The organism is Pseudomonas saudimassiliensis (assembly GCF_000939975.1).
In the GTDB taxonomy this organism is placed as follows: domain Bacteria; phylum Pseudomonadota; class Gammaproteobacteria; order Pseudomonadales; family Pseudomonadaceae; genus Halopseudomonas; species Halopseudomonas saudimassiliensis.
Window position 1 is genome coordinate 770,415 of record NZ_LK391969.1, and the last position, 12,403, is coordinate 782,817.

The following is a 12,403-nucleotide window of genomic DNA, read 5'->3' on the forward strand; positions in this document are numbered from 1 at the left end:
ATGCTGAACAACTTCCGCCAATCCATGGCCTGGGTACACACCTGGTTCGGTCTGGTGCTGGGATTCGTGCTGATGGTCGTCTTTTTTTTCGGTGCGCTGTCGGTATTCGACCGCGAGATCGACCGTTGGGCGACTCCCGATACCCGCTTCGAGCCCCAGCCCATGCCGTCCTACGACAACCTGCTGAAACAGGTATTTGCCGATCTCAAACCGCATCCGGTGGATATGGCGGCCACCGCCGGGCGGGTAATCGGTGACCTGCCGGCGCCGGAGACCATGCCCATGGTCTCGCTCTATGCCTACACCACCCACCGTGACCCGGTGCTGAGCATTGGTGGCGAGTTTGGTATCCCCAACCAGCCGAAGAACCCGGCGGATGATCATCTGCACGTGCATGGCTGGGCGACCGTCGACCCCCGCAGCGGTGACATGCTCCCCGATGACCAGCTGAAGATCGGTAGCAACTGGTTCTATCCAATGCACTACAGCCTGCAGCTGCACTGGAAGAATCTGGGCATCTTTGTGGTGGGGCTGGCGGCGCTGGTGATGCTGGTCGCACTGGTCACCGGGGTGATCATGCACCGCAAGATCTTCAAGGAGTTTTTCACCTTCCGTCCACGCAAGCGGACCCAGCGCAGCGCGCTGGACCTGCATAACATGAGCGGCGTAGTGGCGTTGCCGTTTCACTTCTTTTTTGCCTTCACGGGGCTGGTGATCTTTGCGTCGATCTATTACTTCCCTGTCTCCGGCACCTTGCTCAAACCGCTGCATGATCGGCATGAGGTGATCGAGGCGGCGCATACCGGCTTGCCCCATGATGAAGCCGGTGTGCCGGCGCAGATGGCCTCCGTCGATGCCATGGTGGCCGAGGCCAAGCGCATCTGGGCTGAGCGCGAAATGCCCGGAGAGGTTGGCCTGCTGACTATCGAGCACCTGAATGACGCCAACGGCTACGTCAGCATCTACCGCGCCGGCAGCGATCGTGTGGCGCTGGTTGGGGAAGGCATTCACTTCAAGGCAAGCACCGGCGCGCTACTGCGCGAAGACCCGGCGAGTGATCCGATTGGCGCCGTCAATCAGTTCCTGACCGGCTTGCACCTGCAGCACTTTGAACACTGGGCCCTGCGCTGGCTGTACGTGGCGGGCGGTTTGCTGGGCTGTATGTGCATCGCCACCGGCTTTGTGTTCTTTGTCGAGAAGCGCAAGCAGGAGCACGCCCGACGCGGGCTGCAGGGCTATCGGTTGGTTGATGCCATGGCGGTCACCACGGTTACCGGCATGCTGCTGGCAACGGTTGCCATGCTGGCGGCCAACCGGCTGCTGCCCGAGGCCATGCCCGGCCGTGGCGAATGGGAAAAGTGGGCGTTCTGGGGTGCCTGGCTGCTGAGTCTACTGCATGCACTGTGGCGGAGTGCGCCAGTGGCGCAGGCGCGGCACAACCCCGCCTGGCGCGAGCAATGCTGGGCCGTGGCGCTGCTCTGCGTCGCTGCGGTACTGCTCAACTGGATCACCACCGGCGACCACCTGCTCAAGACGATGTTGCTTGACCCCTACTGGGCGGTGGCCGGCGTGGACCTGAGCCTGTTGACCTGTGCGCTGGTAGCGCTACTAACGGCCCGCCGCCTGGCAAGACCCGTTGAGGTCATGGACAGCACCCGCATCGGTGGGGTGGCCTATGAGTAACGCAGGCCTGTGGTTGCTGGCGGCCGCCGCCAGCATGGGCCTGGCGACCAGCTGGTTGGCGCTGTCCCTGCCGGCGCACTGGCGCCAGGTGTTCAGCGCCGATGAAGTCGCCCCGGGCTACCTGCGCACCCTGGGGTGGCTGGCGCTGTCGGTATCGGTGCTGTGCTGCTTCAAGGCCGACCATCCGTCCATGGCAGTGCTGGTCTGGTTCACCCTGTTGCCGGTTGTCGCTCTAGCAACAGCCATGGCGCTGAGCTACCGACCGGCGCTGCTACGCACGGTCTGCCCGGTATTTATGCGCGCTCGATAAGAGTGCGCGACAACCCTCCTCGGCTGCGTTTCAGCAGCGTGCTGCTCAAGCTATTTCACCTGCTTATGCACTGGTATTCAAAAAGGCTGTTTGGCTCGACCATGCCAAGCCGTCCCGCTGCTACGCTGCTATGTTACGCGTCACGGTGACTATCAAGTCTGAGCCTTGGCAGTCGCTCGCGACTGAATATTACTCGCGACAAAACGCAACAATTCTGCGCGCCACCCTACCCCACTATGCCGATATAGTGACAAAGGTCGTCTAGTCGGATAGGGCTTTCAACCGCCTTGGGGCCAGGCAGACACCGCCCGGAGTGGGTAATATCGGCGTGCGATTACAGCCCGCATCGACTTATAACAACAGACCTAGAAGGCGTATTCTCCATGAGAGCCATCACTACCAGAGAGGGGGGAGCCCAAGGCCACTTGGCCGGCTACGGCTCCAAGGCGTACCGCAACTACGTGCTCTTTGCGCTGACATTCATTTACATCCTGAATTTCGTCGACCGCGCCCTGCTAGCGGTCGTCGGCCCCGATCTGGTGCCGGACCTCGGCATTACCGACACCCAGTTCGGCCTTCTCACCGGCTTCGGTTTCGCCTTGCTCTACACCGCCGTGGGCATCCCGCTGGCGCGCTTTGCCGACGTCGCCAACCGCGTGTGGATCATGACCGTCTGCGTGGCCCTGTGGTCCTTGATGACAGCGCTTTGCGGCCTGGCGACGGAAGTCACCATCGGTTCGGTCACCATAGGTGCGTTCTGGATTCTGCTGATGTGTCGCGTCGGCGTGGGTATTGGCGAGGCCGGCTGTACGCCGCCAGCCAACTCCCTGATCGCGGACTATTTCATCCCGCGTGAACGGTCCCAGGCACTGGGCTTCTACGCCATGGGCGTAACGCTCGGCACCATGGTCGCCAACCTCGTCGGCGGCTGGGTTACCGACATGTTCGACTGGCGCACCGCCTTCTTCGTCGTCGGTTTGCCGGGCTTGCTGGTCGCCCTGATCTTCAAGTTCACGGTCAAAGAGCCGCCGCGGGGCTACACCGATCCGCCGGAAGCCACGAAAAAAGAACGAGCCAGCCTGCGCGAGGCTATCCACGAGCTGGCGGGCAAGCCTGCTTTCTGGCTGATGACCGCCGGCGCCACCATTGCCGCGTTCTGCGGTTACGGTATCTCCTCGTTCCAGTCGCTCTTCCTGGTGCGCACCTATGAAATTACCGCCGGCCAGGCTGCGATCTGGATCAACACGCCGGTTGCCCTGTCCGCCGCCGTTGGCACCTTCGCCACCGGTTGGCTAGCGACCAGGATCTACAAAAAGCACCCCGGCGCTATCGCCTGGGTACCGGCGATAGGCCTGGCACTGTCGATTCCCTTCTATATCTTCGCCTTCACCACCAACAATCTGCTCTATGCTGCAATCGGCCTGATCATCGGCGGCTTTGTGAAGTACGGCTACCTGGCCGCTCAATACACGATCGGCCAGGGTGTGGTCAGCATGCGTGTGCGCGCCATGGCCACGGCAGTGATGCTGCTGCTCGTCAACCTGCTTGGCTACGGCTTCGGCCCGCTGTTCATTGGCGCCATCTCCGACATCTTCTTCAATTCCGGCGTCGCCGACCTCGGGGTTGCGGCTGGCGAACTCACGCGTAATCAGTGTCACCCCGCCGTCATCGGTCAACTGGCCGAGAACCTGCAGGGCGTTTGTGGACAGGTCTACGCACAAAGCCTGCAAACCTCCATGGTCATCATGGCCTGCCTGTACGGCGCCAGCGCTCTGTGCTTCCTGTTGACCTGGACCCGACTGGGCAAGGACATGGTGGACAGAGAGGGGAAATAACCGGCCACCGCAAATCAGTATTCGGAGGGCGCATAGCGCCCTCTTTTTTTGCGCGACTTCCAGCAACGCTGTCCGCGGATTGTACTGGCTTGGGCGAGACGATCAGCCAGCCAGACACCCGCACTTGACGGCCCGCACCCGAAACGCGAGCATGCTGGCAAAACAATAACAACGTCAGGAGTACCGCATGACCGCCATCGAGCGCCGCGCCTTTGCCGTGGCCGTAGCCCTGGGGCTGATCTACCTCGCCCTGCTGCCCCTCAAGCCCTACCCACTGAGCTGGCTACTCAAACCCATCCCCATGCTCATATTTGCCGTGCTCGCCTGGCGCGCCTGGCCTGGCATCACCGGCATACTACTGGGCGTGGCCTTTATCGGAGCCGCCGGCGGCGACTTCTTCCTCGACTACGGTGACCGCGACGGCCTGTTCATCCAGGCGCTGTGCTCCTTTCTGGTCAACCAGCTCGCCCTCATCGCCGCCTTCGCTCTCATGGCCAAAGGCAAACCCTGGCTACGCTGGCGCATGCTCCCCGTCACCCTCTACAGCCTGCTGCTCGCCCTCTGGCTGGTACCCGCCTCCGGCGCCTACCAGATACCCGTCGCCATTTACCTGCTGTGCCTCTACGCCATGGCCATCATGGCCTGCCGGGTAGAAGAAAAACCCGGGCTGCTGTGGCTGGGAGCGATGCTGTTTGTGATAGCAGACTCGCTAATTGGCGTGAACAAGTTTGCGATGCCGTTTGCGTATGCGGTGCCGGTGATTGTGACGATTTATTTTACGGGGCAGGTGTTGATTGCGGCGGGGGTGGTGGGGTTGCGGGGAGGGCCCAATGGTTTATCCGCCCATCCCTTTCAGATACTTACTATGGCCCGGCATCTGGGGTAACCCGTGCAGCCCCAGAACACATTGCCGGCGTTCGCACCGCGCTTGGCGGTGCGTTTGGTCATTGGGGCATTGCACTGCGGGCAGCTCGGTGCGCGTGGTTGCTCGCGTGTAACGAGTGTGGTCGGTGCGGGAGCGGGTTTTCCCTGCTGAGCTTTGTGCTGGGCTATCCACCGTTTGAGGATGGGCCCGTCGATCAACCGAATATTACGGCCAGACGCAAAGTCCTGGGCCTCCTTGGTGAACCGCCCCGAGGTAACAACAAATCCACCCGCGGCGCCCTCCACTGCCATGGCGCCGAAGAACTCACGGATAACCGCAACGCCGACTTTCAGAGCGCGCCAGTGTTTGCACTGCACCAGATGCTTTTCACCATCCTTGCGCAAGATCAGGTCCACACCGCCGTCCGGGCCATTGCCGCCGGTTTCGTTGATGCTGTAGCCCTGACGGCGGAAGGCTTCCCCGACCAGTTGTTCGAACTGGCGCCAGCTGAGTCCGTCGATGGCTTGGCCGGATTGGGTGGCGGCCTGTACGTCGGACAGGAGTTTTCTGCGGCGGGCACGGGTGACCACCGAGCCGATGGCGGCTAACACACAGGCAAAGGGAATTACCTACTGCAGACCGAGGGCTAAGGAGCGGAGCATTTGCCCGGCTACCAGCCCGCCCAGATCATCTGGTGTGACGGTACTGGGTGTCTGGATCGGGCTACCGGCTATCGATTTGAAGAAGAGCCAGCTCGCCAGGGCTATGGCGAGGCAAGCCCACCAGGGGAGCCGGGCCAGTATCGTTACGAGGTCTTCAAAGGGCGTACTTCTGCGTCGGGCCATCCATGGACTCCTGCTTGACCAAAATCTATCGCTGCCCAGCACGGTACCCCTTTTCATCCACGCTGGTAAAGTCGGTCCTTGTTCACTTGCCGGGTGCACCTGTCGGCTTTTTAACCGAGAATGGTCACTACGGCGGGCTGACCGAGTCGCCTTCCAATGTTTCTATCAGCGAGTGCTGCCGCCGGCAGCGGAGTATGAGTATGCGGATTTGTGGTATCGAATTGACTGGCAGCGATGCCGTGGTATGCCTGCTTCACAAGGATCAGGGGCTGTTCAACCTGCCGGATGCGCGCATCCGTAAGCTCACCTTGAAGAAGGACCCGACCCGCGCCGATTTGCAGCGTTTTCAGGCTGATCTGGTGCAGTTTCTCAAGGATTACAAGGTGAACAAAGTCGTTATCAAGGAGCGGCTGCAGAAAGGGAAATTTGCCGGCGGCGCAATCAGCTTCAAGCTGGAAGCTGCGATCCAGCTGATTACCGAGCCGGGTATCGAGGTCGCGCTGGTCTCGGCATCCCAGATCAAGGCCATCTTGGCTGATAACCCGTTGCCGGTGCCCTTTGCGGAGACCGGGCTGAAGCAGTTCCAGGAGGCGGCATTCACTACCGCCTATGCGGGCCATTACCTGGACTGACCCTGCCAGAGAGCCCAGCTTCACAGCTGGGCGACGCCCCCAACTGCCCTTCCTACCCAAGCTGCCGCCAGCCCCGCCTCAGCCCTGCCCCCTGTTCGCATCTGCCGCCCCAACTTTGCAACCCGCTATACATCACATCATTAATTTCCCTAAAGATGCCGTGAAATCAATTCATTACCGTCTTTCAGTCTCGCGACCTAAGATACAGCCAGGCAAAAAGATAATACCCAACATTATTCAGCACTAAAGCCGGCGTAATCGCGACACTAAAAAACTCCAGCTTTATCTAAAGACCAAGGCATCAGGTTTACCATGAACACAGAATTGACATTCACCATCAAGCGTACTCGCTTCGACGAACACTATCGCCCCTCCGGCAATACGCGAATCACCACTAACTTCGCGAACCTGGCCCGGGGAGAGAATCGCCAGGAAAACCTGCGCAACACCTTGACCATGATTAACAATCGCTTCAATACCCTGGCGCACTGGGATAACCCGCACAGCGATCGCTATGCCGTCGAGCTTGAGATCATTTCCGTGGAACTGGACGCTGATGCTCAGATCGGCGGACCCGGCATTCCTCTTATTGAAGTGTTGAAGACACAGATTGTCGATCAGAAAACCGGCAAGGTGATCGATGGTATTGTCGGGAACAACTTTTCTTCCTATGTGCGTGACTACGACTTCAGCGTTCTGCTGCATGAGCATAACCAGAACCGGGCTGAATTCAGCGTGCCGGACAACTTCGGCGATCTGCATGGGAAGCTGTTCAAATCGTTTGTGGAATCAAAGACCTACAAAGAGCATTTCACCAAGGCGCCGGTGATCTGCCTGAGCGTGTCCAACACCAAGGTGTACCATCGCACCGGCAATGAGCATCCGGTACTGGGCGTTGAGTACCAGCAGGATGAATATTCCCTGACCGATGACTATTTCAGGAAGATGGGATTGCAGGTTCGTTATTTCATGCCTCTCAATAGCGTCGCGCCCCTGGCCTTCTATTTTTCCGGTGACTTGCTGGTTGATTACACGCACCTGGAACTTGTCAGCACGATCAGCACCATGGACACCTTCCAGAAGATCTACCGGCCGGAAATCTACAACGCGAACTCGGCGGCAGGCAAGTGCTACCAGCCGAGTCTGAACAACCAGGATTATTCGCTGACGCGTATTGTGTATGACCGGGAAGAGCGCAGCCGACTGGCTCGCGAGCAGGGCCGATTAGTTGAGGAAACTTTTATCAAACCCTACCGGAACTTTCTCGAACAATGGTCCGCCAATTACGCTCTTTAACTGATTGAAATAAGGCATTAATGATGAAAAAGTTGTTACCCACTTCAACAGCGGGCAGCTTGCCCAAACCCTCCTGGCTGGCCCAGCCGGAAACACTCTGGTCAGACTGGAAGTTGCAGGGCGATGAACTGATCGAAGGCAAACAGGACGCCCTGAGTTTGTCATTACATGAGCAACAACAGGCCGGCATCGATATCGTGAGTGACGGCGAGCAGTCACGCCAGCACTTCGTCACCACCTTTATCGAGCACCTGGATGGGGTGGATTTTGCGAAACGCGAGACGGTCCGGATTCGTGACCGTTACGACGCGAGCGTGCCGACGGTTACCGGGGCTGTCAGCCGCCAGAAGCCGGTGTTTGTGGAAGACGCCAAGTTGCTGCGGCGGCAGACCGACCAGCCCATCAAATGGGCCCTGCCTGGCCCCATGACCATGATCGACACGTTGTATGACGCCCATTACAAGAGCCGGGAAAAGCTGGCCTGGGAGTTCGCCGGGATTCTCAACCAGGAGGCCCGAGAGCTGGAGGCCGCTGGCGTGGATATCATCCAGTTTGATGAACCCGCCTTCAACGTGTTCTTTGACGAGGTCAACGATTGGGGGATCGCTACCCTGGAGCGCGCCATCGAGGGCCTGAAGTGCGAAACGGCCGTGCACATCTGCTACGGCTATGGCATCAAGGCCAACACTGACTGGAAGAAGACGCTGGGCTCGGAGTGGCGGCAGTACGAGGAAATCTTCCCCAAGCTGCAGGCCTCCAACATCGACATCATTTCACTGGAATGCCAGAACTCCCGTGTGCCGATGGAGCTGTTGGAACTGGTGCGCGGCAAGAAGGTGATGGTCGGCGCCATTGATGTGGCGACCAACGTCATCGAAACACCCGAGCAGGTGGCCGATACCCTACGTAAGGCGCTGCAGTTCGTGGACGCCGACAAGCTCTGCCCTTGTACCAACTGTGGCATGGCGCCCCTGCCCCGCCAGGTAGCGAGGGGCAAGCTAAACGCATTGGCTGCCGGCGCGGATATCGTCCGGCGGGAACTGCTGGGCTGATGCTGCGGTAACGCGCCGGAATCGCCTCGCCAGGGGCGGCCGGGCGCCGCGCCGCGGGGGCGCCTGAAAGCACCCGAGCGTCAATACCCCGCCTGGATAACCTCGATACCCTTGCGCAAGATACCCCGCCAGGCATCGTCTATTTCCTTGTCGAAGGCAGCATCATGGGTGGCGATGGTCGCCAGCAGGGCATCGAGCCAGTAATCGTACAGATGCGGCTCGATGTTCAGCTTGTCGCGCGAATGCGACGCCGCGAGCGCCTGCAGCTTGGTGGGTGGCAGCCCGCGTGCGTACAGCACCAGGTTCAGGATGCCCTGGCGCAACAACAGCTTCTGCGCCGGCATGTCGGTGCGTTCGAACTTGGCGCGCACCTCCGCCGATGAGGCGAGAAAGGTGCGGTAGAAATCATCGAAGAAGGCGGCGGAGGCACAGCAGCGTCCATAGCTCTGCATTACCAGTTCGTCAGGTCTCACGGGGTTCCCTTATTTTGTACATTAAGTGCGTTCCATCTGGGTAAGTGCCAGCGTCTGCGTGGCAGGCTTCGGTCGAACCATTAGGGTTCTCACCTGCCGCGGCACCGCGCAAACGAAAAAGGCCCAGCTTTTCAGCTGGGCCTTTTCGTTTTGTCTGGCGGAGAGGGAGGGATTCGAACCCTCGATACGCTATTAACGTATACACACTTTCCAGGCGTGCTCCTTCAGCCACTCGGACACCTCTCCGCAATCTCGTCACTGGGTTTCCCCTGTTCCGAGGCGCGCTAATGTACCCAAAACAGAGCGGTTTGGCAAACCCTAATTTGCAGACTCGCCAGTCATCTTCATCTTGGTACACTGCGCCCTGGCCTGGCTAATTACAATTGATGAGGTTCCTGGATGAGCGAGCTGGTTTCCTACAGTTTTTCCGACGGTGTTGCCCTGTTGAGTCTCGACAATGGCAAGGCCAATGCCCTCTCCCCCGAGCTGTTCGAGGCGTTCAATGCTGCGCTGGACCGGGCCGAGCAGGATCGGGCCGTGGTAGTCATCAAGGGGAAGGAAGGCATCTTTTCCGGCGGCTATGACCTCAAGGTCATGACCTCAAGCCCGGAGGCGGCCAAGGGGCTGGTTGCGATCGGCTCGACGCTTTCCCGCCGGCTGCTGGCGCACCCCTTCCCGGTCGTAGCCATGTGCACCGGGCACGCGATTGCCAAGGGCGCCTTCCTGCTGCTATCAGCAGATTACCGCATCGGTGTGCAGGGCCCGTTCAAGATCGGCCTCAATGAAGTGGCCATCGGCATGACCATGCACCATGTGGGTATCGAACTGGCCCGGGCACGCCTGACCAACAGCGCCTTCACCCGTTCGGTGATCAACGCCGAACTGTTCTCGCCAGAAGATGCGGTTACCGCGGGCTTTCTGGATCGGGTAGTACCCGCCGAGGCGCTGGAAAGCGAAGCCATGGCGATGGCGGCGCAACTGGCCAAGCTGAACATGACTGCCCACCGTAATACCAAGCGCAAGAGCCGTAAGGCACTGCTTGAGCTGCTGGATGAGTCCATCGAAGAAGACAAGCTGCACAATCTCTGATGGATTCCATTACCCAGGCGGTGTTGGGCGCCTCACTCCAGGGCGCCCTGCTCGGACGCTGGCAGGGCCGCAAAGCACTGCTTTATGGCGCGATGCTGGGCACGGTGCCCGATATGGATGTGGTGCTGGACTACGGCGATGCCGTTGCCGACATGACCTACCACCGGGGTTTCAGCCATTCGTTGCTGGTGCTCGGGGTGCTCAGCGTGGTGCTAGCCTGGCTGGTGCGCCGCTGGCGGCCACACCCGCACTACAGCGGCACCCGGCTGTGGCTGTGCATCTGGCTGATCCTGACTACCCATGTGCTGCTGGATGCCTTCACGACCTATGGCACCCAGCTGTTCTGGCCGCTGCCCACCCCACCGGTGGCGATCTCGAGCATCTTCATCATCGACCCGCTGTATACCCTGCCGCTGTTGCTGGCAGTGGTCGGCGCCCTGATGTTGGGCTTCAAACGACAGGCCGGCTGGCGCCTACAATACGCCGCCCTGGCACTGAGCAGTGTCTATCTGGCCAGCACCCTGGCGGGCAAGCAGATGGCCGAGCACCGATTGGCACAGGCGCTGGCCGCCGAGGGCATCCAGGCCGAGGCGACCTTTACCTCCCCTACTCCATTCAATACGGTGTTGTGGCGCGTGGTCGCCGTGGCGGGGGATGACTATTACGAGGGGTTGACCGGTTGGTTCGATCGCCAACCACTGCAGCTGGAACGCCTGCCGCGCCATGCCAGTGCCGCCCAACCGGTGCTGGAGCAGTCGCCGCAGCATCAACGGCTGCGCTGGTTTACCCAGGACGTGCTGCGCTATGACCTGATCGACAACCAGTGGGTGGTCACTGATCTGCGCCTCGGCATGACCGGGTATCACCCCTTCCGTTTCGCCCTGGCCCGGGTCGGGCCCGCCGGTGTGCAATTGATCGAGCACGCGGAGCTGTGGCCTACCCCGGACGCCGACCTCGAAGATCTCAAGGCGCTGCAGCGGCGCGCATTGGACGAAGGTTATCCGCTGTCCCTGGCACGGTTGGCGGCACCGCTGGCAGAGTCGCCCGCCGCGCCCTGACGGGGCGGCGGAATCGATTCCCCTAGTTTCGCTGCTGGTACTGGGTAATCAGTGCGGTGGCGGTATCCTCTTCGTGCACCCATTCCCGCCAGATGGCCAGCAACAACGCCATCAGCACCGGGCCGATGAACAAACCGACCAGCCCCATGGTGGTTACCCCACCGATCAGGCCGAAGAAGGTCAGCAGGAACGGCAGTTTGATCGGCCCACCGACCAGCGATGGGCGAATGGTCTTGTCCACGATGAACAGCTCCACCGAGCCCCAGATGAACAGCCCCACACCCGCCACGGTGTTGCCGCTACCCACCAGATACAGCGATACCAGGGTGAACGCCAGCGGCGCGCCGCCGGGGATCAGCGCCATCACCCCGGTGATCAGCCCCAGTGCCACCGGCGACGGCACGCCGGCGATCCAGTAGGCGATCCCGAGGATGATGCCTTCACCAATGGCGATCAGCCCCATGCCGATGACCGTGGCGGTGACGGTAGCTGGCACCATGCGGGAGAAGCGCTGCCAGCGGGCCGGGAGCACCTCCTCCCCGACCCGATCCACCTGCCGCACCAGCAGATGCCCGTCACGGTAGAGGAAGAACAGCGTGATCAGCATGAACAGCAGCGCCAGCGCCAGAGAGAACGCCTTGCTCCCCATGGTCATGACGATGCGGGAGATGTTGCCCAGGTGCTGACCGCTCGCCATCTGGATGATCTCGCTGATCGCATGGGGATGGTTCAGGTATTCGTCCCACTGCTCCGCCAGCCAGGTGCCTACCAAGGGTAAGGCGCCGATCCAGCCGGGCACATCGGTGCCCTCGCGGTTGGCTTCCACCAACCAGGCTACCCAGCTCTGGGCTTCCTCCAGGGCGAAGGTGAACGCCATGGTCAGGGGCACGATAAGCACGCCCAGAATAAGCAGAATGGCGATGGCCGCGGCCAGCGCGCGACTACCGCCACACAGCCGTATCAGACGCTGATACAACGGCCAGGTGGCAAAAGCGATGATCAAGGCGGCGAGAACGGGGACGATGAAGCCGTGGAAGAAATAGATACCGGCAATGATCACCAGCAGTAGTAGCCAGCGGGCCGCCGAGTTGGACGGCATGATGGATGGGGGTGGCGTTGTACTCATAAGCTCCCTTTGTGGTCCGGTAATGCCCGGGGTCATTCTCGCGTAACCGCCCCGTCATCATAGCAGCAGCGGGCTCAGCGGCAGCGGCTTTACTTTTACAAGCTGTGATCCACATGCAACTGCATAAGCCCCCTTGATA

At 60.6% G+C, this 12,403-nt stretch carries 11 protein-coding genes, 1 tRNA gene and 1 pseudogene; 9 read left to right on the forward strand and 4 right to left on the reverse strand.

The features are described from left to right. The 4 genes from VG99_RS03700 to VG99_RS03715 all read left to right on the forward strand — a co-directional run bounded on the left by VG99_RS03700 (position 1) and on the right by VG99_RS03715 (position 4,714). Entirely contained in the window at positions 1–1,683 is a 1,683-nt protein-coding gene (locus VG99_RS03700; RefSeq protein ID WP_044498375.1) for a PepSY-associated TM helix domain-containing protein, read from the forward strand. Beyond that, positions 1,676–1,993: a DUF3325 family protein gene (locus tag VG99_RS03705; RefSeq protein WP_044498376.1), complete on the forward strand. Its 318-nt coding sequence runs from the start codon at positions 1,676–1,678 to the stop codon at positions 1,991–1,993. Before VG99_RS03700 ends, VG99_RS03705 begins: the two co-directional genes overlap by 8 nt. Before the next feature lie 425 nt (positions 1,994–2,418). Continuing rightward, positions 2,419–3,828, forward strand: a complete 1,410-nt coding sequence (locus VG99_RS03710; RefSeq protein WP_204216685.1) for a spinster family MFS transporter — start codon at positions 2,419–2,421, stop codon at positions 3,826–3,828. A 187-nt stretch (positions 3,829–4,015) separates the two neighbouring features. Next, the gene (locus VG99_RS03715; protein WP_044498378.1) at positions 4,016–4,714 is read left to right on the forward strand and encodes a lysoplasmalogenase; all 699 of its coding nucleotides are present in this window, start codon (positions 4,016–4,018) and stop codon (positions 4,712–4,714) included. Here VG99_RS03715 and VG99_RS03720 read toward each other — a convergent pair. After that, a pseudogene (locus VG99_RS03720) lies at positions 4,681–5,538 on the reverse strand (restriction endonuclease). The gene VG99_RS03715 and the pseudogene VG99_RS03720 sit on opposite strands and share 34 nt — an antisense overlap. Positions 5,539–5,552: 14 nt before the next feature. Between VG99_RS03720 and VG99_RS03725 the strand changes: the two are divergent. The 3 genes from VG99_RS03725 (at position 5,553) to VG99_RS03735 (ending at position 8,518) form a co-directional block, all read left to right on the forward strand. After that, positions 5,553–6,170: a DUF3010 family protein gene (locus tag VG99_RS03725; protein WP_204216686.1), complete on the forward strand. Its 618-nt coding sequence runs from the start codon at positions 5,553–5,555 to the stop codon at positions 6,168–6,170. A gap of 312 nt (positions 6,171–6,482) precedes the next feature. Then, positions 6,483–7,466: a DUF1852 domain-containing protein gene (locus VG99_RS03730; RefSeq protein ID WP_044498380.1), complete on the forward strand. Its 984-nt coding sequence runs from the start codon at positions 6,483–6,485 to the stop codon at positions 7,464–7,466. 23 nt (positions 7,467–7,489) lie between these two features. After that, complete coding sequence (locus VG99_RS03735; RefSeq protein ID WP_044498381.1) at positions 7,490–8,518, forward strand: methionine synthase; 1,029 nt, start codon at positions 7,490–7,492, stop codon at positions 8,516–8,518. 80 nt (positions 8,519–8,598) lie between these two features. Here the strand turns inward: VG99_RS03735 and VG99_RS03740 are convergent, their stop codons facing one another. Together VG99_RS03740 and VG99_RS03745 are read right to left on the reverse strand one after the other, a co-directional pair. Then, complete coding sequence (locus VG99_RS03740; protein ID WP_044498382.1) at positions 8,599–8,970, reverse strand: globin; 372 nt, start codon at positions 8,968–8,970, stop codon at positions 8,599–8,601. 176 nt (positions 8,971–9,146) lie between these two features. After that, positions 9,147–9,237, reverse strand: a tRNA-Ser gene (locus tag VG99_RS03745). Between the two features lie 153 nt (positions 9,238–9,390). On the opposite strand from VG99_RS03745, the gene VG99_RS03750 reads away from it, so the two are divergent. Together VG99_RS03750 and VG99_RS03755 are read left to right on the forward strand one after the other, a co-directional pair. After that, positions 9,391–10,080, forward strand: a complete 690-nt coding sequence (locus tag VG99_RS03750) for a crotonase/enoyl-CoA hydratase family protein (protein WP_044498383.1) — start codon at positions 9,391–9,393, stop codon at positions 10,078–10,080. Further along, positions 10,080–11,138, forward strand: a complete 1,059-nt coding sequence (locus VG99_RS03755; RefSeq protein ID WP_044498384.1) for a metal-dependent hydrolase — start codon at positions 10,080–10,082, stop codon at positions 11,136–11,138. The genes VG99_RS03750 and VG99_RS03755 overlap by 1 nt, the downstream gene beginning before the upstream one ends. A gap of 22 nt (positions 11,139–11,160) precedes the next feature. Here the strand turns inward: VG99_RS03755 and VG99_RS03760 are convergent, their stop codons facing one another. Further along, a complete protein-coding gene (locus VG99_RS03760; protein ID WP_044498385.1) occupies positions 11,161–12,264 on the reverse strand; it encodes an AI-2E family transporter in 1,104 nt (367 codons plus the stop codon). Positions 12,265–12,403 lie beyond the last annotated feature (139 nt).

Coding starts and splice junctions, on each gene's coding strand:
- VG99_RS03750 (WP_044498383.1), top strand. CDS start 9,391: ATGAGCGAGCTGGTTTCCTACAGTTTTTCCGACGGTGTTGCCCTGTTG.
- VG99_RS03740 (WP_044498382.1), bottom strand. CDS start 8,970: ATGCAGAGCTATGGACGCTGCTGTGCCTCCGCCGCCTTCTTCGATGAT.
- VG99_RS03705 (WP_044498376.1), top strand. CDS start 1,676: ATGAGTAACGCAGGCCTGTGGTTGCTGGCGGCCGCCGCCAGCATGGGC.
- VG99_RS03735 (WP_044498381.1), top strand. CDS start 7,490: ATGAAAAAGTTGTTACCCACTTCAACAGCGGGCAGCTTGCCCAAACCC.
- VG99_RS03760 (WP_044498385.1), bottom strand. CDS start 12,264: ATGAGTACAACGCCACCCCCATCCATCATGCCGTCCAACTCGGCGGCC.
- VG99_RS03700 (WP_044498375.1), top strand. CDS start 1: ATGCTGAACAACTTCCGCCAATCCATGGCCTGGGTACACACCTGGTTC.
- VG99_RS03755 (WP_044498384.1), top strand. CDS start 10,080: ATGGATTCCATTACCCAGGCGGTGTTGGGCGCCTCACTCCAGGGCGCC.
- VG99_RS03715 (WP_044498378.1), top strand. CDS start 4,016: ATGACCGCCATCGAGCGCCGCGCCTTTGCCGTGGCCGTAGCCCTGGGG.
- VG99_RS03730 (WP_044498380.1), top strand. CDS start 6,483: ATGAACACAGAATTGACATTCACCATCAAGCGTACTCGCTTCGACGAA.